Source organism: Salinimicrobium maris (genome assembly GCF_049680855.1).
GTDB lineage: Bacteria > Bacteroidota > Bacteroidia > Flavobacteriales > Flavobacteriaceae > Salinimicrobium.
Genome location: NZ_JBMPGS010000001.1, coordinates 1,001,687 through 1,025,481, shown reverse-complemented (window position 1 = coordinate 1,025,481; position 23,795 = coordinate 1,001,687). Strand labels below are relative to the sequence as shown.

The window sequence follows — 23,795 nt, the reverse complement described above, 5'->3', positions numbered from 1 at the left end:
TGTGCATTTTCTTTACAATATAGCAATTAACACTGCAGAAAGACTACTTCCGGTAAGCGGATGGTTTAGTGATAAAATGAAACTTTTCGTGAGCGGCAGGAAAAATGTGTTCTCCATTTTAAGAGAAGAGATCTCGCCGGCAGATAAAACCATCTGGTTCCACGCAGCTTCTCTTGGGGAATACGAGCAGGCAGTGCCCGTAATAGAGCGCGTAAAAGACCATTTTCCGAAGAAAAAGATAATTGTTACCTTCTTCTCCCCTTCGGGTTATGAGGTAAAGAAAAATAAATCGTTGGGAGATGTAACGATCTATCTTCCCCTAGATACTACGCGAAATGTGCAGAAATTTTTAGATATAGTTCACCCGGAATGGGCACTTTTTATTAAATATGAATTCTGGCCCAATTATTTACAGAAACTGAAGCAAAGAAATGTCAAAACATTGCTGGTTTCTGGTGCATTTAGAGAAGATCAGGCATTTTTTAAGCCGTACGGAAGCTGGATGCGTTCCTATTTAAAAACATTTGATCATTTCTTTGTTCAGAATCAAAAATCTGTAGCATTGCTGAATAAAATAGGCTTCAAAAATGTCACTTTGAGTGGGGATACGAGATTTGACAGGGTCGCTCAACAAATTCACTACAACAACCACCTTAATTTTATTGAAGAATTTAAGAACAATAATCTCTGCGTGGTTGCCGGAAGCACCTGGCCTGAAGATGAAGAGCTTTTACTGGGTTTTATTAACACCGCTCCCAAAGGTCTAAAATTCATTATAGCACCACACACTATTAAAGAGGCTAAAATTCAACAGCTACAACAAAACCTGAAACGAAAGACGCTATTATTTTCCGAAAAACAACATAAAAATCTTTCAGCATACGACGTCCTTATTATAGATACGATTGGTTTGTTAACCAAAATTTACAGTGCTGCAGATATCGCGTACGTTGGGGGAGCAGCAGGCACTACGGGACTACACAACATATTGGAGCCGGCAACTTTTGGCCTCCCGATCATCATTGGAAAGAATTATTCAAAGTTTCCGGAAGCACAGCAGCTACGTCAACTGGCGGGCTTATTTTCGGTCGCAAACAAAGAAGAACTGGAGCAAGCCATGTTAAAGTTAGTAGGAGATGAAGAGTTTCGAAGAAAAACAGGTAGGATATCTGGACACTTTGTAAATAACAACACGGGTGCAACAAAGATGATTGCTGATTACATTTGCCTCAATTCCTAAAGTTTTGTGAAGTCTATTCTAAGAACTTATAAAATCCCCGGTGCTATCATACATAATGGAGTATTAGCCTTTGGTTATTTAAAAATTAGTTTAAATTTGTCCTTACTAATCAAACATTTTGAACATGAAAAAATTATCTTTAGCACTACTAGCAGCTGTTTTCACACTATCTGTATATTCTTGTAGAGAAACTTCAAATGAGGCAGAAGAAGTTGAAACAGAATTCGAAAATTCTACTGAAGAAGTAGAGAGAGATCTTGAAGAAGCAGGTGAAGAAATCGAAGGAGAAGTAGAGGAAGCAGGTCAGGAACTTGAAGAAGAAATCGACGAAGAAGGAGAAATGTAATATCTCTTTCGAGTTTGTAATTTAAGCCACAAGAAATCTTGTGGCTTTTTTATTTTAAGGAGGACCCAAAAACAAAGAACATTTTCAATCAATTTCCCGGCTCGACTTTCTTTACCCAAAATCCTAAGTAACATAAAATTAATTACAAGTGGAAGCGTTATAACTTTATAAATTAGTTGAGATAACCGAAAAAATCTTTTTTATTTGTAACCAGGTACAGAACTGAACAACATGAAAAAATATATATACTCCCTTTTCTTCATTTTAGGAGCAATTTTCACAAGCACAGCGCAGGAAATAAGTTATGGTCTCAAAGGTGGAATCAATTACACCATGGGCGGTCAAATTACAGGAACACAAGCTCGTTTCTATGATGGCACAGTTGAGGCCAACGGCGAAGTAGGTTTTCATGGCGGCGCTTTTGGTCAAATTAACTTCGGTAAATTTTTTCTCAGACCCGAGGTGGTTTATTCCTCACTGGAAAGCACTTTTGAATTTCCGAATCAGCCTTCCACCTATTCGATAGAAACCGTCACTGTACCTTTACTGGTAGGTTATAATGTATGGGGACCCCTAGATGTTTATGCTGGTCCTGTTTATTCCAACATCTTATCTGCCACCCTAGAAGGAGAAGAATTCCGCAACCCTATAACTTTGCAGAATTCCCCTATAAATGCACAAATTGGCGCCAAAGTAGAATATGGGCGTTTTGGTATAGATGTTCGTTATGAACGCTCACTTTCCACTGTCGAACCTCTTAGTTTAGATATCCTAAATGCCGAATACGGTATAAACGAAGCAATTTTTGACGATCCTCGTGTACATCAGGTAATCGTTAGCCTTATCTTCAAAATTGGAGGTCCGGGACTTAACGAAAGAAGAAGGCGTCCCTGTTATTAAGCCAAAAAGATTTACAAGCCACTTTCTAGAGTGGCTTTTTTTATTCTTCATTCCACCATACAAAAACTATTTATAAAAAAATCTGTGCTCCTTGTAACATTTGCAATATGGCACTGTCTTTAACAAAAGACCATTGATGAAAGTTTTAATTGGAAGTATTCTTCTTCTCTTTTCCTGTTCAATCTTACATGCACAGGAAATCGATAGCATCTCACGAAAAAGCCTTACCGTAAAAAGAATTTCAGAATCCCCAAAAATTGATGGTGTCCTTGATGACGCTGCCTGGGAAGATGCGCCTGTTGCCGGTGATTTTGTAGAGAGAATGCCCAATAACGGGAAAAGAATTCCGGACAGCCTAAAAACCGAAGTTAAGATTATCTATGATTACCTGGGCATATATTTTGGAGCCACCATGCAGGATCCAGATCCCTCTAAAATTTTGAAAGAGCTTACGGAACGTGACCAAATTGGAAACGATGATTTCTTTTTTGTGCTACTAAACGGTTATAACGATCGTCAACAAAGCATGCAATTCATTGTCACTGCAGCCGGTGTGCAATATGACGCCAAAATGACTAATGGCAACGAAGATTCTTCCTGGAATGCAGTATGGTACAGTGCGGTAAAAACTAATGGCAACAACTGGGTTGCAGAGATGTTCATTCCTTATTCAGAACTTCGCTTTCCGAAGAAAGACATACAAGAATGGGGGCTAAACATGGAGCGGGAATTTCGCCGCACTCGCACTCGATATACATGGAGCCCCGTAGACAATTCGAAAGGCTCCTACTCTATTTATGATGGAGAGCTTTACGGTATAGAAAATATTAAAACTCCCGTTCGCCTCTCCTTTCAGCCCTACCTGTCTTCTTATGTGAACAATTATGATGGTGAAACTACCGTAAACTTCAATGGAGGAATGGACCTAAAATATGGGATCAATGATGCTTTTACACTGGATATGATTCTTGTACCAGATTTTGGACAGACAAAATTTGATGACGCTGTTCTAAATTTGTCGGCTTTTGAAGTGCAGTATGATGAACAACGGCCTTTCTTTACCGAAGGTACAGAATTATTCACCAAAGGCAACCTCTTCTATTCACGTCGGGTTGGAGGCGCTCCAACAGGAAGAATTGAGCTTGCTCAAAATGAAGAATTTCTTGAATACCCTTCTTCTGTAGATTTGATTAATGCTTTGAAAATTTCAGGCAGGACCAATGAAGGACTGGGAATTGGATTTTTTAATGCGATTACTGAAAATACCTACGCCACCATAAGGAATATTGAAACTAACGATTCCAGAAGAGTGGTGACCGAGCCATTTACCAATTATAACATCCTCGTCCTGGATCAACGATTTGGAGACAATTCCTCTGTTTCAATGGTGAATACAAATGTGGTACGAGAAGGTCATTTTCGAGATGCCAATGCCACAGGTCTTTACCTCAACCTTACAAATAAGGCCAACACCTTTGAATATTTTGCCAGCGCCGAAGGCAGCTGGGTATTGGAAGAAGAGACAAAATTTGGAACTGAAGCAGGTGCCGGACTTGCAAAAATTAGCGGTAAGAATCGATTTTCTGGAGAAATTGAATTAAGAACAAATGATTATGACATAAATGATCTGGGATATTCCAGCTCCACGAATTATGTAAACTACGTTGGCTACTATGGGTACCGGTATTTACAGCCCAAAGGATTCCTGAACAACCTGTTTCTTAATTTCAACCTGGTCCACCAGCGCAGGCTGGAGCCAGATCTCTTCAGTAATTTAATTTTCAATTTTAATTCCAGCTTCACCACTAAAACTTTTTTCACCTTTGGAGGTGGTTTTGAAACCACTCCTTTAGGCACACAAGATATTTATGAGCCACGGGTTGATAACAGACATTTTGACATTCCAACCTATTACGACGTGTGGACCTGGTTTTCTACAGATTACCGTAAAAAACTTGCTGCGGAAGTGGTGCTTGATTGGTATAAGTATGATGAAAAAGGACGCGGTAGGCTCATTTTTGAGTTTAGTCCTACTTATCGGCTTTCAGACCGGGTGAACATTAATCTTAATTCCAGCATTGTTTCTTCAGATAAAGAAGAGGGCTTTGTAGATTTTATGGATGAAGAAATTATCTTCGGAAAACGCAACAGGACCACGGTGGTGAATTCATTAGGATCCGGATATATTTTCAACAACAAAATGGCAGTAAATCTTGCTTTTAGACATTACTTTTCAGAAGTAGATTATTCAGCATTTTATAACCTTGAGCAGGATGGAAGTCTGCAATACAATTCTTCTTATAATGAAAACCAAAATACCACCTATAATAGCTGGAATGTAGATCTACGCTTTTCCTGGTGGTTTGCTCCCGGCAGTCAACTCAGCCTGCTCTATCGCAATGCTATAGAAAATTATGTACAGCAAGCAAGAATTCCCATTGCAGATAATTTTGACCAGCTTTTTGCGCAACCACAGATTAACAATATATCTTTGAGAGTAAATTATTATTTGGATTACAACCGCATCAAAAACTGGTTCAAGTCCTCTCCTGCACCAACAACAACGGCCACCCGCTTAAGCATTCTGGACCAAAAAACATACGGAAGAGGCCAAGGACTTTACAGTAGATAATTTTAAAAAAGCTTTCAAAAAGGGCATTTTTGGAACTTCATTAATCTGAAGAAGTTTTTTTGCTGAATAAAAATCCGAAGGGTTCTAAAGGAGAAATATGTAGAAAAACCACTGTAATAATGGCCATTAAAGGAATCGCCAGGATCATACCTATTACTCCCCATAAAGCGCTACCTGCTACCACCACTGCTATTACCACAAATGGATGTAAGCCTACTTTATCACCAACTATATAAGGTTGCAGAACATAACTTTCCACAAATTGCGCCACTGTGAAAGTTACCACCACACCCACCAAAACGCTGAAATCACCCGATGTCAAATATCCAAATCCCATTGCCAATGCTAACCCAATGATGTTCCCTACGTAAGGTATTAAGGTGACCAAAGCAGCAATAAGACTTATCAAAATGTAATTGTTCACCCCCGAAATTCCTAAACCAATAGAATACACCACAGCCAATAGAGCCATAAGAATAAGTTTCCCTATAAGATATTGCTGGGTTACACGTGCCGATTCCTTCATGATTTTATTCACCTTTCCCTTCCTTTCATCGGGGAAAAGGCGCAGTAAAAATTTCCGAAAACGACTCCTGTAGTTAAGAATGAAGAATATATATATAAAGGTCAATATGTAAATCCCAAGAAAATTCATAGTTTTTGCAAAAACCCCAATTGCACGTTTCCTGTGGTTCATATCATCCCAAAAAGGCATTTTTCCCTCTTCATTATATCTATATCTTTTAAAATCGGCTTTAGTTAAGGGCGTATGCTCAAAAATAAAGGTTTGCAATTCTTCCATCTTGGGTTCCATTGTTCTTTGAATGAGCGACCATTCGGCAACAAAACTTTTCACCTGAAAGGAAATAAGTGCCATAAAAGCAATAGAAAAAAGGAAAAGAAGGAAGGTGTTCAATAGAGAGGCGACAATTCTTGGCATCCCCGCTCTTTCCAGTTTCGAAGAAAGTGGTACAACCACCAGGGCAAGGATGAAAGCCGTTGATAAAGGTGCTAGAAATCCCTTTGCCTCTGCAATGGCCAAGAAACAGAAATAGGTTCCCAGTACAGCTAAAGTCGTATTAAGAAGTATTCTTGCGCCTGTATTCATTTAAAAAAGTATTTTCAGGAAATTACAAAAAAATTATTCTTAGCTCCTTAAGCTCCCGTTAAAGCATATCCCTCTAAAAAGCTGTTTTCATAAAAGATTCTCAAATTATTGACGTTCTGATATTTAACTACTGTAAAGAAATATCGATTCGGTAAATCTTACTTGTATGGGAGAAAAAGCACAGCTAAAAGTCATTCTTTTTTAAAACTTCTTTCCTCGAGAAAGTTTAAGAGTGGATTTTGATTCATGCAAATGTGAGCCGTTTTTATTATTTTAGTGCAAAATAAACCTAACCCTCCAGGCCAGCATCTTATGACAGTACCGGAATTGATTGTAGCTTTTTTTGATGTCTTAATGTTAATTCCTACGCTGGCTTCTTTATCAAGATATGATCAATGGTGGGTGCGAGGATTCGATTTTCCACGTTTACAGATTTGCTTTCTTATTCTAGTGGTTTTAGCTTTTTCTGCATATATTTTTCCCTTTGACGCCTCCTGGCAATACATCTTGGTGAGCCTGTTAATTGCAAGCCTTCTTTACCAGGCGGCTAAAATCTATCCCTACACCATTCTCGCACAAAAACAGGTAATGAGATACAAGGGAGATAAACCAGAAAATCATATTTCTGTACTGGTAAGCAATGTTCTCACGCCAAACGATAAATACTCCAAACTTCTAGCGAGGATTCACAAGAAACAACCGGATATTGTTCTTACGCTGGAAACTGACAAGCGCTGGGAAAAAGCATTGGAAGAAATTGAAGAGGATTATCCATTTTGCGTTAAAATTCCCAAGGATAATCTTTATGGAATGCACCTTTACTCCAGGCTGGAGCTGGAGGATATCGAAGTTAAATACCTCATCACTTCAGAAATTCCTTCCATACACGGCTACGTCAAGCTTCGAAATGGCGAAAGAGTGCGAATTCACTGCCTTCATCCTAAGCCACCCAGCCCCACCGAAGATGACACTTCTACCAACCGGGATGCTGAACTATTATTAATTGGGCGCGAAATCAAGCCAAAAAATGAACCTGTACTGGTTTTTGGAGACCTTAATGACGTGGCATGGTCCCGGACGACCAAACTGTTTCAACAAATAAGTGGATTACTGGATCCTAGGATTGGCAGGGGCTTTTATAACACCTATCATACCGGTTATTCTTTCTTTAGATGGCCCTTAGATCACATTTTTCACACAGAAGATTTTTGCCTTGTAGAAATACAGCGGTTAAAAAGCATTGGCTCAGACCACTTTCCCATGTTCGCCAAACTTAATTTTGAACCACGGGTAGAACATCTACAGGAGGAACCTGTTGAAGCGGACGAAGAAGAAAAAGAGTGGGCTGAAGAAAAAATTGACAAGGGGCATCCCAAAGACCAAGTTTGAGATACCAAAATCCCATAATCTCACTTCATCAACTTCCCGCGAATAACTTTAGCTTAAAACTGTTTTAGGTATTCCATTATGTGTTGTGGATTGATCTGTTAACATAATTATTTGTTGCAGCCATTTGTATATGATTATATTTGAATATAACACTAATTACCTGAGAGTTATGAACAAATTAAAATGTGAAGTCTGTATGGGCTTTGGGATGGAAAAGGCACATTTGGTCCTCCATGAAGAAACTTGTTCCTCCTGCAATGGTAAAGGTTTTTTTGACTCACCCGAAGATGCGGTAGATCATTCTGTAGAATCATTTACCTACAGTAGTCCGGACTGGAAAAAAGTCTCAAAAGAATTTATAAAATATCAAAAAATAAGAATAAGAAGCAATTTTTAAAGATTAAAAGACAAGACTCAACAACTAAATAGGATATAACAAAGGAAAAGGAACTTTAAAATTTCTGAAGAAGTCTTCACGAGTTGTAAAACACGATATTTGGTATATGCTCTTAATTAGACTTTCCCGAATAACCTGTCCAGCTGCTTTTTGGAAAGAAAGAACCAGCCATTAAGTCCATTTTCCCGAAGCACCTCTACTAAAATTGAGGAGTAAGCAAAACTTACGGCCATTTTGTGCCCTTCTCCCAAATTTTTCAGTCGCCTTTCCCTGGAGGAAAAGCCTTTTTTCAGAAATTCGTAGAGCATATCCAAGTCTTGATTTGTTCCATAAAAGGAAATGTTCTCTGCTTCGTACATATTGGGTGCATCTGGATTGTAGAAGGTGAGGATGAAAAGCTTCTGACTTTCCCTTTGAACCGAATATAATTTCGCCGAACCGTGAAGTTTGCTGGAAACCCCAATAAGTGCAGCGTTCTCAATATCGCGACCATCTACTTGTAGTGCCTGCGCACAACTTCCTGCACTAAGTACCAGAAAAAAAAGGAGTACGCCTAAGGTTTTCATATGGAGCAGATTTGAGCAACAAGTTATAAAAATTTTGTTTGTCTATCACTCCCCCAATGCCATGTGGAACAAATTACAGCCCAGAAAAGGATCCAAAAATGTCATTTTTTAAACCTTTTTAAATAAATAACGCCCGACTTGAAATACGGGCGTTGTTTATTTAAAAACATTACTGAAGAAGGAAATCAGAAAAATATCATATGGATCGCTCAACTGAATATAATTCTAAAGCTCAGCCTGTTGTTTCTTATTTTTAGGAGTTTTCTTCATTTTATTAAGCCAAATCAATGTACCTGTAATAGGTAAACTGGTCGCGATGAGACAGGCAAGAAAATAAATTATCTTTGAAAAAGTCCCAAAGATTTCCCCGGTATGAATGGGTTTTATAAGCGAAGCTATTTGAACATTAAGAGGTTTTTCATTAAAAATTTCTTTATGCAGCACCGTGCCGTCAAGATCAAGCACAAGCTTATCTACAGTCACAGGAGACCAGCCGTTATCACTTGTTTTTCTAATATTATAAACCTGGTCTTTATCTCCTGGAAATGAAATGGAAGTAGTTCCATCATAATCCAGCTCACTTGAGGAGATTCTGTAAATTGAAGCAAGGGAAATTGCATCTACCGAAGAAATGTCTCTATTCGAACTAAAATCGGTTCCACCACCCCTGTTTCCAAAAATTTTAGTTCCCAGCACTTCGCTTCCTGCGTCACGATACCACTCAAAACTCCAGCACAGGCCTGTTAATGTCATTATTACCAGGAAAATACATGCATAAAAACCGAGAGTATTGTGAAGATCGTGGTTTATACGTTTCCAATTGGCTGATGTTTTGATTTTGAAGCCACTTTTCATATTCTTCCACTTCAGTTTCTTTGGAAACCACAGAAATACACCACTCAAGGCCAGGAAAAAGAAAATAATGGTAGCTGTTCCCACAATAGGTCTTCCAATGGATGAATCTAACAGTAACCAACGGTGCATTCTGAAATTCCACATGAAGAATTCGTCAAGGGGAGATTCCCTGGTTTTCTTATATTCTCCTGTATATTGGTTTACATAAAAAGTTGTTCCCCGTCGATCTTCAGGACTAGTTTTGACCCGGAATTCATAAGGCTTTCCCTTTTGTGCAGGTATGCTCACAGAAGATACTTCACCTTCTTCCTGCAATAATTCGGTTAAAGTTTCAACAGGCATAACCTTTGTTCCGGAAACGGCAAAATCCTGAGCAAAAACACTTTTTATTTCTTTTTCAAAAGTGAGTATGGTTCCGGATAGACAAACAAGAAAAAGGATAATTCCACTTCCAAGGCCAAGCCATAGATGGACATCGTTTATAAACCTTCTAAGTCCGTACTTTTTCTTTTTTTTCTTCATATTTGAAAATTTAAAGTTCCGGTTGTAACCATGGCTACAACCGGAACTAGTTTATCTTGCTTATGACCTAAGGTTAAAGGTTATCTAAAAGGCCCCGATGAAATGATTCCCAGGCTCATTAATTAATTTGGCTCCTTTTGTCACTTCTCCTGTCTGGCTGTTAAGAATATAGATATTCCCATCTTTTCCTACGGGAGAAATAGTGACATAAACCTTATCCCCGTCTACTACAAATCCCTGGTACTGGAAGAAATACATATCAGGTTCATAAGGAAGGTCTACTTGTTGAGCCGTCTTGGAATTAAGATCTAATCTTGCCAGGAAACTTTGCTGGGTACCAGGATTGAAATTTGTGTTTGCTGAACCATCATGGGTATACATCACATATGCAATACCATTCCCTACGTACCTCCAACTTTCAATATAAGAGTTATTAACGCCCAAAGCTTCGTCTAAGCTGAAATTATACGAATTATCATATTCGTTGTCTGCACCAATCCTTAATATATGAGAGCCATTGGGATCTCTTTGTGTTGCCTGATAGATGTTTCCATCTTCGGCCAAAAAGCTGTTAAAACTACGGTAACCACTGGTATCACCAAACCCTACACTGGAAGTAATTAAAGTTGGGTTCTCTAAAGATGGATAATCAACCACTAGAGCTTTGGAACCTAGTCTTTCGTATTCATTTGTGTCACGTTCTCCCGTGGCAGGATCAGTTTTACCCATCCAGGTACCTATGATTAATTTATCCCCGGCAGCATTTAAAACAGGAGTATCTAATCGAAAGATATAATACCCGGCCGCCTCTTCTTCTTCTGAAAGAGGAATCTCAAAAGAATTGTTGTTTGAAATAAGGACTTCATTCATATCAATAGTAACTATGGTAGCGGTCCCTCTGGTGTATTCGTAAGTATCACCTTCATTTACCTGCGGACTTGTCACGCTCACCGCCGCGCCGGTTTGATCACCATCAAATAATTTCACCCATCTTGGTGAAGTCCCGGCATACTGAGAAATATTTACCACCCCACCGGTTTGCTCAAAGTCTCCACCTCCATTGATATGATATTTGGAGAATTCACCTCCAATATCTCCTCCATATGCAATATTAAACATTGTAGAACCATCTACAGATGATTGAAGTCTCGCAGTACGTTGTGATCTCACAGAAAAACCATTTTCAAATACATTTACCTCAAAATCAGGATCTTCAGCATTTTCCTGAGAGATAGAGTAAAGTACAGTTCCTCCATTCCCGTTTCCCGGAGTTTCATCCATGATAGCTCCCGCTACGGTTATCCACCTACCTTCAACTGGATTGGGTTCGGGAGTTATCATATTCCCGTCGTCACTACTGCAACTCATCGCCAGGTTTATTACACCAACTACAGCAGCATAATTAAATAATTTTGTAAATCTATTTTTCATATCGGATCTATTTAGAAGTTATTAATTGAATAATTTAATTTGAGATAAAAAGCCCTACCCGGTTTCTGCACCGCAAAATTGTCGTAAACCTGCTCGTTTAAGATGTTATTTACATCAAAACTTACAATAAGGTTCTTGTCTGGAAATACATAGCTCAACCCAAGATCCTGCACCGTTTGTTCCGGAACTTTAAAATCTTCCAGCCCTCTCCTGTTCTTTCTGGTCCACACGTTGTAAAAAGAATCAACATATCCCAGGTTGTAATAAATTTTAAATAAAGAACCAGGTTGAATGGTGTTCCTAAAGGTATATCCTGCGGAAACATTGGCCGTGAGAAAAGGTTCGCTGGGAAGTTGTTCATTATAGTTATACAAAACATTCCCGTTGTTATCATACTTGGTTTTAAACCTGGTATTGAATTTGGACATGTTGAACAAAACATTCAAGTTCTCCTTGAAACTATAAACAAGTTCAGCATCAAAACCTTTCGATTGCGTTTTGCTCAGGTTTTCAAAAGGAGCAGTTTGAATAGCATCATTTAGATTGGTTTGCGTTTGCCTTACGATCTTATCCTGTGTATTCCTTATAAAGCCTGAGGCGTAGACTGAAACTTTATGCCTTTTAATCTTGTAAGGTCCTAATTTTACACCCAGGTTATAATTGTTACTTCTTTCGGGCTGCAGGCCTGGATTTTCTACAATGTTTTCTCCCGCATCTCCAAAAGTTTCATTATCTGAGGGCAGCCGAATAGCTTTTTCTGCCGAACCTAAAAAAGAGATTCCGGAATCTAACAGGTAAGAGATCGCCAATCCATATCCAGATTCTTCAGTTTTTCGATCAAAATGCTGCTCCCGTCTAACTTCTTCTCCATCTACACTAACCACAACGGGATCCATCTTTTCAATTTCCTGCTGATAGTATTTACCAAAAACAGTAGTTTTTAAGTGTTCATTGAACCATCTGGACTCATAGGACAAGGAGGTTACATTTTTTTCCAGAGCGCGCGTTTCCACGAAATTCCTTCTAATGCCATTCCATAGTTCATCATTTTCTTCCCTGGAAATTGTATAGAAAACATGGTTGAGACTCAGCATGTGATGATTGTCAAAAGAGTAACTTAAACCTCCTCGAAAGGAATATATATCTCTAAAAATATTTAAAATGGTAGGTGGACCCTGTTGTGCTCCTCTTTGCGAGGGAATGGGATTCCCCTTACGATCCCTGCTCAATTCGCCAGACCAGTTGTAATTCCACTTAACAGTGTCATTTATTGTTCTTTGCCGTTCACTGTACAAACCGTGAAAGTTTATATCAAGTCCGTTTATGAACAGATTCTTTTTATTATAAGTAATGTTTACTATGCCCGCATCTGCTTCCAGAAACCTACCTTTATAGGGAACCGTCATATACGTGCCGTGCTGTATTTCATTATAAGAACTGGAAGCTGTGTAACCAATAGAAAAATTATTCGCCCAACTCACATTTTTGAAACCTGCTTCCAGGATACCTCCGTACGAATAAAAGGTGTCATTGAACCTTTTTACTTTGACATAATCATATTTTCCATTTGGTAAAATGTTGTACACATTCCTTCCCCAAACCTCATAATCATTATCAGAATGGTTATAGAAACCGGAACCTTTAATAAAAAAACCTGAGCTTTCTGAATGATAAATAGCATTGAAGTTGGCCTGAGTGGTGTTAAAGGAACCGTAGGACAGCGAGGCATTGATCTGGTTACTCACCTGTTTTTTAAGAACAACGTTAATTGCACCCCCAAGCGCATCAAACGCGAGTTCGGCAGGAACCACTCCCTTGTAAACTTCAATCCTTTCAATCATATTAGGAGTAATACTGTTTAAATCAAAAGAAGAACCATAAGAGGAGATTGGTATGCCGTCAATGAAAATTTGAATAGAATTGCCAGACATTCCATTAAGGTTGTAATCTACAGAGGAGCCTAAACCTCCATCCTGTCTAATCTTTACCCCAACACTCCTATTCAAAAGCTCATTGGTTTGAACGTTTCGAGCCGCAGCTTCCTCCGTTTCAATAACATTTACTGCAAAACCTTTTTTTTCGATTTCAGATTTCACAGATTCTATGTTCAGATAAACTTCTTCCAGTTCGTAATCTTTTTTATTGTTTATCTGAAAATTTGAAACTACATCTTTACCCTTAACTATTATTTCTTTGAAATCAATATAATCTCCTTTTTGAAGTTCAAGAATATATACTCCGGAAGTAATTCCCTGTATCTCATAATTGCCTTTTGCATTCGTCAAGGTCTTATACTCCTCAACTGCATTAGAAAGAATAATCTGCACATCAGAAGAAGAATATCCATTCTGATCTATTATACGGCCCGAAAATGAAAATTTTTCACCCGCTTTAGACTGCGCATCCAATAAATGTGGTAAGAGAGACAACATTATCAAGAAAAAAAATTTCTTTTTCAGGCCCAAAACGCTTTCCTTATTTAGATTTAATTAAAATAACTATCTTTGGGCAAAAATAGCAGAGCAACAGGGCCACTTGCTAACGTAAAAGGAATTTTTAGTTACGCAAAAGGAAGAATGTGCCGGTTTGGTTTCCTGCTAAATATCTCTTTCTATTCAAAAACAGATATGCCCCATGGAATTTAGGATTGAAAATCCCCATTTTGAAGAAAAAGCTTTTGTTAAAAGGCTTAGCCTGGATTTTCGAACCTACACCTTTGAGGAAGAGATCATAGTTATTGATAATGGTCAGGCAAAAGGGAATATTCGGCACCTACAGCTCAACGGCTTCTGCTTACTCATACAGGATCTTGAGGTATCGGGCGTTCATTCACTGAAAATTTCCGGAAACACTTCTTTTTTTAAACTACACTTTGAACTTGAAGGTGATTATATCGTAGAAGATGCCACGAACCCAGTACTGTCTATACCCGCGGGACATTTCAACATTTTCTACGTGCCCAAGCCCGAAGGTTATTTAAGTACCCAAACGACTAATAGGAAGACACTGGATATTCTGTTTACTGAAGAATTTATTGCAAAAACTTTTGGAGGAGAATACAGCTTATTCCGCACCAGATTAACTGAGGTACTACAAAAGAAAAACTCTTCCCTTCTATGGGAAAAGAGTAGGCCTATTGGCATTGAACTACAGCAACAAATTCAGGATATTATAACGTGCAGCTATTGCGGGCATATAAAAAAGATCTACCTCGAAGCCAGAATTACGGCTTTACTGGTGAACTTACTTGTTGAGGACAGTAGTCATACTGCTGAAAACCATGCAAAAGAACTTTCTAAAATTGAACATGCAGGAATTCTGCGGGTTGAAAAATACATAAGAAAAAATTACAGAGAAAATATCACCATTGCCGGACTTGCACCTATCGCTGGCCTCAACACCTCAAAACTTAAGCAAAGCTTTAAAAAAGTATATTCTACCACTATTTTTAAATACATTACCAAAATCCGGATGGAAAAGGCGAAAGAATTTATTAAAAATGAAGGCATGTCTATTTCAGAAGCCTCTTACCAGGTAGGTTACAAGAATCCGCAGCATTTCACCGTTGCCTTTAAAAAATATTACGGCTTTCTGCCAAGCTTTCTTTCCTAAGTTAACTTATTCTTCCCCCAGGATCACCTATAATAGCAGAAATCTACTCCTACCGGAATTCAATTCAATCCAATCTACTACCAGAAAGCTGGACATAAAAAAACCCTCTAAATCAATAAGATAAAGAGGGTTTCTGTACTCGGAGCGGGACTTGAACCCGCACGACCGTTGCTGGTCATTGGATTTTAAGTCCAACGTGTCTACCAATTCCACCATCCGAGCATGGAAAATTTTTAAAGAGCGAAAAACGGGATTCGAACCCGCGACCTCCACCTTGGCAAGGTGGCGCTCTACCAACTGAGCTATTTTCGCAAATTTTAATGAACTTTACTCTCTCGAGTAGTTTTGCAACTGTTAATTCGGATGCAAATTTAGTATAAATCTTATAATCTCAAAGTCTTTTCTAAAAAATAAAATGGATTTTTTCCGTTGAAATTCAACTCTTATTGAGACGCATTGGGTTTTCCTTTCTTAACCTACTGGATGTCAAATCTTCTAAATTCCACTTATTAATCCTGTTAGTATCACATTAATTCTCCTCGCAAACTGAGGAGCTCAAAACTGCCCGCTTAAAATCACGCTCTTGCTTTCTGACTTTTGCCCGCTAGCATGCGCTTGATCTCATTGAGCTTCATTAAGGCCTCTACCGGTGTAAGCGTATCTATATCGATATGCAGGATCTCATCCTTAATATCTTCCAAAATTGGGTCATCAAGATTAAAAAAGCTCAACTGCATTTCTTCTTCGGCCGACTTTTTTAAAACTTCAGTATTCTCCTGCATTCCGTGAGATTCTTCCAGCTTTTTCAAGATCTTATTTGCACGATGCAGCACCTGTTTAGGCATTCCCGCCATCTTGGCGACATGAATTCCGAAGCTGTGTTCTGATCCACCGGCCACCAGTTTCCGAAGAAATAACACGTTATCCTTTAGCTCTTTTACCGAAACATTGTAGTTCTTGATTCGACCAAAAGTTTCACTCATATCATTCAATTCATGATAATGGGTAGCGAACAAAGTTTTTGCCCTTGCTGGATGTTCGTGTAAATACTCCGTAATTGCCCATGCGATGGAAATTCCGTCATAGGTACTGGTTCCGCGGCCTATTTCGTCCAGTAGGACGAGGCTGCGATCTGAAAGGTTGTTCAGGATACTGGCGGTTTCATTCATCTCCACCATAAAAGTAGATTCACCCATAGAAATATTGTCACTGGCTCCTACCCTGGTAAAAATCTTGTCTACAATTCCCATTTTTACCTCCTCTGCCGGCACAAAACTCCCCATCTGTGCAAGTAAAACAATAAGAGCCGTTTGACGTAAAATAGCCGATTTACCACTCATATTAGGTCCGGTGATCATAATGATCTGCTGCTCTTCCCGGTCGAGAAAAACATCATTAGCAACATAGGTTTCGCTCGCTGGTAATTGCTTTTCAATTACAGGATGCCTCCCGTTTCTAATAACCAGTTCATGCGAATCTTCAATTTCCGGCTTACAGTAATTTTCTGTCATCGCGTGTTCTGCGAAAGAGCAAAGGCAATCCAGCTGACCTATAACCTGGGCATTTTGCTGCACCGGCTGAATATAATCTGAGATCCACAGCACTAGCTTTTGAAAGATCTCCTGCTCCAGCTGCAGTATCTTTTCTTCCGCACCCAGAATTTTCGCTTCGTACTCTTTGAGCTCTTCTGTAATATAGCGCTCGGCATTGACAAGTGTTTGCTTTCGAATCCAATTTTCAGGAACCTTGTCTTTATGTGAATTTCGCACTTCTATGTAGTAGCCGAAAACATTATTGCTGGCAATCTTTAAAGAAGTAATACCCGTGGCGGCAGATTCCCTCTTCAACATTTCATCAAGGTAATCTTTCCCCGAAAATGCAATATTTCTTAATTCATCGAGCTCTGCTGAAAAGCCTTCTGCAATACTCTTCCCTTTCAGAATATTGACAGGCGCATCTTCAAAAAGGGTTTCCTTGATCTTATTTCTCAGCATCTCACAACTGTGGAGATTGTCACCGAGAATTTTCAACGCCTCCTCCTCTGCTCCCGAAGCCAGCGATTTTACCGGCACAATAGCCTCCAGCGAATTTTTCAACTGGACGATCTCCCTCGGATTCACCTTTCCCGTCGCGACTTTAGAGATAAGACGCTCCAAATCGCTGATCTGTTTTACATGCTGCTGAATCTTCCGCAGATCTTCTGAATGCTTTATAAGGTAATTCACCACCCTGTGGCGGTTTTCGATCTTTTGCACATTTTTGAGCGGCAGGGCCAGCCAGCGTTTCAGCATTCGCCCACCCATGGGCGAGGTCGTTTTATCAATTACATCCAGCAAAGTAACAGCATTGGCAGCCGTGGAATGATACAATTCGAGGTTACGCGTGGTAAACCTGTCCATCCACACATATTCCTCTTCTGCAATCCGGCTAATGCCCGTGATATGTTCCAGTTTATGGTGCTGCGTCTCACCAAGATAATACAGCACCGCGCCCGATGCCACAATTCCCTCCTGCAATTCTTCCACCCCAAAGCCTTTCAGGGAATTGGTGTTAAAATGATTATTTAGTGTTTCGTAGGCGTAATCTTTTTTGAAAACCCAATCCTCCAGGTAAAAACTATGATATTCCTCTCCAAAAGTTTTCAGGAATTCTTTTTTCTTATTCTTCGGAACCAGGACTTCACTGGGCCCAAAATTCTGAAGCAACTTGTCCAGGTATTCGAGCGAACCTTCGGCGGTTAAAAATTCCCCTGTGGAAACATCCAAAAATGCGATTCCGTGGTCTCTTTTTCCGAAGTGAATAGCACACAAAAAATTGTTCGATTTACTTTGAAGCACCTCATCGCTGAGTGCAACTCCCGGCGTCACCAGCTCGGTCACTCCCCTTTTGACGATCTTTTTCGTCATTTTCGGGTCTTCCAGCTGGTCACAGATCGCCACCCGCTCTCCCGCTTTCACAAGCTTTGGCAGGTACGTATTTAAAGAATGATGAGGAAAACCGGCCAACGCAGTTTCCTGTTCACTGCCATTTCCTCTTTTGGTAAGTACAATATTGAGTATGCGTGCGGTTTTTATCGCATCTTCGCCAAAGGTTTCGTAAAAATCTCCTACCCTAAACAACAGCAAAGCATCAGGATATTTCTTCTTGATGGCGTTGTACTGCTTCATTAAAGGCGTTACCTTCTTCTCTTGTTTTGCTGACACAGATCGGGATTTTTATTCCCTGCTAAAATACTTATTCCTGCCTTGCATTTAAAACTTTCTGGTTTCATTTATTCACAGTTTCAAAATTTTCAAAAGCTTGAAATACTGCAGAAAAGCGAGCCGTAAAACCCCTCAAAAATGTCATTTTTTGATAACTTTCTTGGCTTTTCTTCTTCTGAAGATTTCAACCTGACTTTTTCCTCGGAAAGAAATTGCCGCAAATATTCCTATTTTTGCGCCTATGGAAAACCGGAAGCTCAAAAACAGCGAACTCGACCGCAAATCTATTTCAGAATTTAAGGAAGCAAAAAAGACGCCCATTATTGTCATTTTAGACAATGTACGCAGCCTTAATAATATTGGCTCTATTTTTCGCACCGCCGATGCTTTCCTCATAGAGAAGATCTACCTCTGCGGAATAACCGCTACCCCGCCGCACAAAGACATCCAAAAAACGGCTTTGGGAGCCACCGAAACCGTAAATTGGGAATATGTGGAAAATTCACTTGAGGTCGTAGAAAAACTGAAAGCTGCCGGAGTTAAAACTTTTGCTGTAGAACAAGCTGAAAATGCCACTATGCTGAACGATTTTCAACCCACAGAATCTCAAACCTACGCTCTTATCTTCGGAAATGAAGTAAAAGGCGTGCAGCAAAAAGTGGTTTCCCAAAGTGACGGAGTTCTGGAAATCCCGCAGCTGGGCAGCAAACATTCTCTGAACATTTCGGTAAGCGCCGGTGTCGTGCTCTGGGATGTGTTCTCTAAGATTTTATATGAAAAAAGTATATTGTAAAATGTAGATTGTATACTGTAGGAGCGCCACCATTATTTGATCTAAAAAATTTCTATTTAGAATTTCCCAAATTCTAATTCCCCCTTTGGGGGTTAGGGGGCTTGAATTTCCGAAAGCAACTTCAAATAATCCTTCCGTTCGTTCACAAAATCCAGTTCAGAAATATCAATGATCTTCACGTTTAGGTTGGGTTGTGATTTTATAAAAGTAAGGTAACTCTTATTAATCTCTGTCAGGTAATCCTGCTGAATGTTCTGTTCATAATCGCGGCCGCGCTTTTTGATGTTGGCGAGCAGGCGATCAGTATTCTGGTAGAGATAAATATAAAGATCTGGCTTTACCAGTTCCTTGTACATGAGGTTAAACAGCTTGTGGTACAGCATATATTCATCTTCCTGCAGCGTGATCTTTGCAAAAATGAGCGACTTAAAAACATCATAATCTGAAATCACAAAATCCTTGAACAAATCGTACTGCGCCAGGTCATCTGATAGCTGCTGGTAACGATCTGCCAGAAATGACATTTCCAGCGAAAAAGCATAACGCGATTGGTCTTCATAGAACTTCGGAAGAAAAGGGTTGTCCTTGAAACGTTCCAGAATAAGCTTTGCATTGAAATCCTGGGAAACCATGGTCGAAAAACTGGTTTTTCCTGCCCCAATGTTCCCTTCCACCGCAATATAGTTGTAACGGGAAAAAGTAAAACTTTCAGGTTTTATCAACCGCTCCGGAATTTTAGTTATTTCCGAGGTATCTTCAGAAGCAGCCAGAAACTCTTTTATCTTTTGCTTTTTTACGGGATGTTTTACTTCCGCAGCGATTTCTGCCAGTGGTAAAAGCACAAATTTCCTGCTTTCCATCTGCGGGTGCGGCACCATCAGTTTTTCAGAAGCAATGATCTCCTCTTCAAAAAGAAGAATATCAAGATCTATCGTACGATTTTGATAACCACTTCCTGAACTCCGTTCTCTGCCCAGGAAGGCCTCTATTTTCAGAAGTTCATCAAGAATTTCTTCCGCAGAAAATCTGCTGTAGACCGAAGCACATGCATTCAAAAATGCATTTCCTTCAAATCCCCATGCAGGGGTCTCAAAAATGGCAGAAATTGATGCGATTTCTCCTATATTCTCATGGATCTTAAAGATGGCCTGCTGTAGAAAATCCAGGCGGTCCCCCTGGTTACTTCCAAGAGCGATATGTACTAAACGAGGCGGATTCAAGGGATTTTAAGAAAAATTTATGGTGGTGTAACGGCAATTTCCCGGCAAATTAAATAAAACAAAATCATATACTCTTAACTTTGTGACAAAGAGTTTTCAAAATTGCAGCTAAAAGACAAATTTTTCGCACAGCAGGTATATTTCGTTTTGGGAGGATTGTTCATTACTGCACTGGTAGTTTCAAACCTCATTTTTCAGAAGTTCTTTTATTGGGATTTCTTCGGAATTTACACATTTGAAATCTCTGTAGGAATCCTGCCATATCCCGCCACCTTTTTAATTACTGACATTGTGAGCGAGATCTATGGCAGAAAAAAAGCAAACAGGATGGTTACCACCGGAATTTTTGCCTCCTTTTTCTCGTTGCTTATCGTTTACACCGCCGCTGCCGTACCGGCCACCGCCTGGTCTCCTGTAGATAATGCGCTTTTTGACACAGTATTTGGCGCCACGGCCATTGCCGTGACGGCTTCAATGATGGCATACCTTTTGGCGCAGTATATTGACATTCAATTATTCCATTTTTGGAAAAAGCTTACAAAAGGAAAACACCTGTGGCTGCGGAATAACTTTTCCACTTTTTTATCACAGTTCGTCGACACCTTTGCTGTGTTGTTTCTTTTGTGCAGCTTTAACAAAATCGAATGGTCCTTGTTTGGCGGATTGTTGGTAAGCGGATTTTTATTTAAGGTCCTGGTTGCCGTTCTCGATACGCCACTTTTATATTTGGCTGTATACGCTTTGAGGAAGCGCTTTGGCCTTAAAACAGGAGAAGAATTAATTTTAGAAAAAACAACTTTATGAAAAAGTTTTTAAAAATAACAGGAATTGTAATTGGAGTGATCCTCCTTCTTTTATTTCTCACTCCAATTTTATTTGAAAGCCAGATCAAAGACCTGGTTCGCAAAACCATTAATGAAAATTTAAATGCACAGGTAGATTTCGCAGATATTGATCTTAGTCTCTTCAGGAATTTTCCAGATGCCACGCTGGCGATTGAAGACCTGCAAGTGATCAACAATGCGCCTTTTGAAGGAGACACGCTGGCCCGCGGGGAAGAAGTAATCCTGGAGATGTCTATTGGGGAATTGTTCAAAGGCAGTGATGAACCCAAAAAGATCGACGCTTTGGCATTGAACAATATGCTACTTAATATTAAAGTAGATTCTCTTGGTAACGCGAACTATGATATCGCGATAGAAAGTGATGCGCCGGTTACAGATTCTACCCAGGCCGCCAGCGGTTTCAGCTTTGATGTACAGCATTACGAGATAAACAATTCTGAAGTAAATTATTTTGATGAGGCTTCAAAAATGACACTTTTGGTGGAAGATCTAAACCATGAGGGAACGGGTGATTTTTCTGCAGAAACCTCCAACCTCAGCACTTATTCCACTGCGTTGGTGAGCTTCACTATGGACAGCACCAATTACTTAAACCGCAACAAAGTTGAACTGGAAGCCGACTTTAAAATGGACCTGGAAAATATGAGGTTCACTTTTCTCGAGAACGAAGCAAAAATTAATCAGTTGCCGTTAACTTTTGACGGCTATGTGCAGGTAAATGAAGATAATAACGAACTGGACCTCACTTTCACAACGCCTTCTTCCTCTTTCAAAAATTTTCTGGCAGTAATTCCTGAAGAATATTCCAAGAACATTGAAGACGTGCAAACCAGTGGAGATTTTGTGCTGAACGGGACAATTCAAGGAATTGTGGATGAAACGCACATCCCAATGATGGACATCAATATTTCTTCTGAAAATGCTTCTTTTAAATATCCCGATCTTCCGAAGAGCATGGAAGATATTAGCATCGCAGTGGAGATTAAAAATGAAACCGGACTTCCCGAAGACACCTATGTTGATATCAACAACCTTAACTTCAGGATAGACCAGGATGTTTTCAACGCAAGCGGAAGCATTCGCAACCTCACTGAAAATATGCTGGTGAACCTTTCTGCCCGCGGAACCATAAATCTGGCGAATATAGAGAGAGCTTATCCGCTGGAACTTGAGCACGATCTAAACGGTATTGTCACTGCAGATCTTACCACGAGTTTTGACATGAATTCTGTAGAACAAGAACAATATCAAAATGTAAAAAGCAGCGGGACCGCCACGATTCGGGACTTTAGCTATGCTTCGCCCGAAATTCCAAATGAAATAAAAATAGCTACCGCTCAGCTCAACTTTCAGCCGGGAACCGTAAGTCTGGAAAACTTTAGGGCTACTACAGGTGAAACAGATATTAATGTCACCGGAAGCCTTGACAATCTTATGGGCTATTTATTTACGGACCAGAAGCTAAAAGGACGGTTCAACGTAAATTCTGATACTTTTAATGTCAACGACTTTATGGTTGCCCAGGCAGAACCTGCTCCGGAAGAGACTGCGGAAAACGACACTTCCGAAGCGACAGAGGCTACATCTGAAGATGCCATTAAAATACCCTCATTTTTGGATGCACAGCTGGATTTTACTGCCAATCGTGTGCTCTACGACAATCTTGTACTGGAAAACACCCGCGGAAATCTTCAAATAGTTAATGAAACCGCTTCTTTAAGCAATGTTACCGCCTCTATTTTTGGCGGAAATATTGTTCTGAATGGAAATGTTTCTACACAGGAAGCCACTCCAAATTTTGAAATGGATCTCAGCCTTAAGGCCATTGATATCGCACGTGCTTTCGCCGACATGGAGCTGCTGCAAAGTCTGGCACCTATTGCCCGCGCACTTGAAGGAAATCTTACAACAAACATTGATTTACGTGGCGATCTCAACCAGGATCTTACTCCGCAGCTGCAGACCCTCGCCGGAAATGCACTGGCAGAAGTTTTAGGCGCCAGAGTAAATCCCACAGAAACACCATTGCTTGCAAACCTTGACAGCAGACTTACCTTCATCGATTTGAATAACCTCAACCTAAACGATTTGAAAACACAGCTTACTTTTAACAATGGAAGAGTCGAGGTACAACCTTTTAATTTTAACATCAAAGGCATCAATGCAACGGCTTCGGGAAGTCACGGGTTTGATATGTCAATGGATTATAATGTAAGCCTGGATATACCTGCGAAATATTTGGGTGGTGAGGTTGGAAATACTCTTTCAAGATTAACTTCCCAACAAATGGAAAATACTACCGTTAGTCTTCCTGTAGGCATCACAGGCAGCTTTCAAAACCCGAACATAAACCTGAACCTTCAAAAAGCAGTGACCAGTCTTTCTCAAAAGATTATAGACGAACAAAAAGATGATCTTAAGGAAAAAGGGCGCGATATTCTTGGAAATATCCTTGGCGGTAAAAAGCAGCCTCAGGACACCACAGCAGCTGAACAAGGCCAGCAAAGAGATACTACTACGACCAGGGAAGAAACCGTCAAAGATGCTGCACGAAAAGTCCTCGGTGGAATTTTAGGCGGACAAAGAAAAAAACAGGATACAACGGGGAATAATTAAAAGGCGCTTAAAACGTTTATTTGAAAAGGATTCAAAAATGACATTTTTGAATCCTTTTTTTATGATGTAAACCAGAAGATTTCTCTGATCACAGGAACGCCAATAAAATAAAACTGGTGC

General features: G+C 39.7%; 17 protein-coding genes and 2 tRNA genes. 10 read left to right on the top strand and 9 right to left on the bottom strand.

All coding sequences use genetic code 11. The features are described from left to right. The first annotated feature begins 1 nt into the window (after nucleotide 1). The 4 genes from ACOV1Q_RS04840 (at nucleotide 2) to ACOV1Q_RS04825 (ending at nucleotide 5,118) form a co-directional block, all read left to right on the top strand. Nucleotides 2–1,240, top strand: a complete 1,239-nt coding sequence (locus ACOV1Q_RS04840; protein ID WP_424493232.1) for a 3-deoxy-D-manno-octulosonic acid transferase — start codon at nucleotides 2–4, stop codon at nucleotides 1,238–1,240. A gap of 124 nt (nucleotides 1,241–1,364) precedes the next feature. Further along, nucleotides 1,365–1,586 (top strand): hypothetical protein, encoded by a 222-nt coding sequence (locus ACOV1Q_RS04835; protein WP_424493231.1) that lies wholly within the window; start codon nucleotides 1,365–1,367, stop codon nucleotides 1,584–1,586. Between the two features lie 231 nt (nucleotides 1,587–1,817). Then, nucleotides 1,818–2,486 carry an outer membrane beta-barrel protein gene (locus ACOV1Q_RS04830; protein WP_424493230.1) on the top strand — a complete coding sequence of 223 codons (669 nt, stop codon included), beginning with the start codon at nucleotides 1,818–1,820 and terminating at the stop codon, nucleotides 2,484–2,486. Between the two features lie 136 nt (nucleotides 2,487–2,622). Further along, a complete protein-coding gene (locus ACOV1Q_RS04825) occupies nucleotides 2,623–5,118 on the top strand; it encodes a DUF5916 domain-containing protein (protein ID WP_424493229.1) in 2,496 nt (831 codons plus the stop codon). Nucleotides 5,119–5,158: 40 nt separating this feature from the next. Here ACOV1Q_RS04825 and ACOV1Q_RS04820 read toward each other — a convergent pair whose 3' ends face one another. Then, complete coding sequence (locus ACOV1Q_RS04820) at nucleotides 5,159–6,226, bottom strand: AI-2E family transporter (RefSeq protein ID WP_424493228.1); 1,068 nt, start codon at nucleotides 6,224–6,226, stop codon at nucleotides 5,159–5,161. Nucleotides 6,227–6,538: 312 nt separating this feature from the next. Here ACOV1Q_RS04820 and ACOV1Q_RS04815 point away from each other — a divergent pair, with 312 nt between their 5' ends. Further along, nucleotides 6,539–7,615: an endonuclease/exonuclease/phosphatase family protein gene (locus ACOV1Q_RS04815; protein WP_424493227.1), complete on the top strand. Its 1,077-nt coding sequence runs from the start codon at nucleotides 6,539–6,541 to the stop codon at nucleotides 7,613–7,615. Nucleotides 7,616–7,784: 169 nt separating this feature from the next. Continuing rightward, nucleotides 7,785–8,012: a hypothetical protein gene (locus ACOV1Q_RS04810; protein WP_424493226.1), complete on the top strand. Its 228-nt coding sequence runs from the start codon at nucleotides 7,785–7,787 to the stop codon at nucleotides 8,010–8,012. A gap of 116 nt (nucleotides 8,013–8,128) precedes the next feature. On the opposite strand, the gene ACOV1Q_RS04805 is transcribed toward ACOV1Q_RS04810, so the two are convergent. The 4 genes from ACOV1Q_RS04805 to ACOV1Q_RS04790 all read right to left on the bottom strand — a co-directional run bounded on the left by ACOV1Q_RS04805 (nucleotide 8,129) and on the right by ACOV1Q_RS04790 (nucleotide 13,818). Then, a complete protein-coding gene (locus ACOV1Q_RS04805; protein ID WP_424493225.1) occupies nucleotides 8,129–8,578 on the bottom strand; it encodes a hypothetical protein in 450 nt (149 codons plus the stop codon). Between the two features lie 225 nt (nucleotides 8,579–8,803). Then, nucleotides 8,804–9,955 (bottom strand): PepSY-associated TM helix domain-containing protein, encoded by a 1,152-nt coding sequence (locus ACOV1Q_RS04800; protein ID WP_424493224.1) that lies wholly within the window; start codon nucleotides 9,953–9,955, stop codon nucleotides 8,804–8,806. An 84-nt stretch (nucleotides 9,956–10,039) separates the two neighbouring features. Next, nucleotides 10,040–11,386, bottom strand: coding sequence for a DUF4374 domain-containing protein (locus tag ACOV1Q_RS04795; RefSeq protein ID WP_424493223.1), 1,347 nt, complete (start codon nucleotides 11,384–11,386; stop codon nucleotides 10,040–10,042). Between the two features lie 11 nt (nucleotides 11,387–11,397). Then, nucleotides 11,398–13,818 carry a TonB-dependent receptor gene (locus tag ACOV1Q_RS04790; RefSeq protein WP_424493222.1) on the bottom strand — a complete coding sequence of 807 codons (2,421 nt, stop codon included), beginning with the start codon at nucleotides 13,816–13,818 and terminating at the stop codon, nucleotides 11,398–11,400. Nucleotides 13,819–14,020: 202 nt separating this feature from the next. On the opposite strand from ACOV1Q_RS04790, the gene ACOV1Q_RS04785 reads away from it, so the two are divergent. Beyond that, the gene (locus ACOV1Q_RS04785) at nucleotides 14,021–14,998 is read left to right on the top strand and encodes a helix-turn-helix domain-containing protein (protein WP_424493221.1); all 978 of its coding nucleotides are present in this window, start codon (nucleotides 14,021–14,023) and stop codon (nucleotides 14,996–14,998) included. A gap of 136 nt (nucleotides 14,999–15,134) precedes the next feature. Here ACOV1Q_RS04785 and ACOV1Q_RS04780 read toward each other — a convergent pair. The 3 genes from ACOV1Q_RS04780 to mutS form a co-directional block, all read right to left on the bottom strand. Beyond that, nucleotides 15,135–15,220, bottom strand: a tRNA-Leu gene (locus ACOV1Q_RS04780). A 17-nt stretch (nucleotides 15,221–15,237) separates the two neighbouring features. Beyond that, nucleotides 15,238–15,310, bottom strand: a tRNA-Gly gene (locus tag ACOV1Q_RS04775). A gap of 263 nt (nucleotides 15,311–15,573) precedes the next feature. Continuing rightward, nucleotides 15,574–18,165, bottom strand: a complete 2,592-nt coding sequence (mutS, locus tag ACOV1Q_RS04770; RefSeq protein ID WP_424493397.1) for a DNA mismatch repair protein MutS — start codon at nucleotides 18,163–18,165, stop codon at nucleotides 15,574–15,576. A 277-nt stretch (nucleotides 18,166–18,442) separates the two neighbouring features. On the opposite strand from mutS, the gene ACOV1Q_RS04765 reads away from it, so the two are divergent. Then, the gene (locus ACOV1Q_RS04765; RefSeq protein WP_424493220.1) at nucleotides 18,443–18,994 is read left to right on the top strand and encodes an RNA methyltransferase; all 552 of its coding nucleotides are present in this window, start codon (nucleotides 18,443–18,445) and stop codon (nucleotides 18,992–18,994) included. A 92-nt stretch (nucleotides 18,995–19,086) separates the two neighbouring features. Here ACOV1Q_RS04765 and folK read toward each other — a convergent pair whose 3' ends face one another. Continuing rightward, nucleotides 19,087–20,214: a 2-amino-4-hydroxy-6-hydroxymethyldihydropteridine diphosphokinase gene (gene folK / locus ACOV1Q_RS04760; protein WP_424493219.1), complete on the bottom strand. Its 1,128-nt coding sequence runs from the start codon at nucleotides 20,212–20,214 to the stop codon at nucleotides 19,087–19,089. A gap of 102 nt (nucleotides 20,215–20,316) precedes the next feature. On the opposite strand from folK, the gene ACOV1Q_RS04755 reads away from it, so the two are divergent. After that, on the top strand, nucleotides 20,317–21,018 hold the full coding sequence (locus tag ACOV1Q_RS04755) for a queuosine precursor transporter (RefSeq protein ID WP_424493218.1): 702 nt from the start codon (nucleotides 20,317–20,319) through the stop codon (nucleotides 21,016–21,018). Further along, nucleotides 21,015–23,675: an AsmA family protein gene (locus ACOV1Q_RS04750; protein WP_424493217.1), complete on the top strand. Its 2,661-nt coding sequence runs from the start codon at nucleotides 21,015–21,017 to the stop codon at nucleotides 23,673–23,675. Before ACOV1Q_RS04755 ends, ACOV1Q_RS04750 begins: the two co-directional genes overlap by 4 nt. The last annotated feature ends 120 nt before the right edge of the window (nucleotides 23,676–23,795 follow it).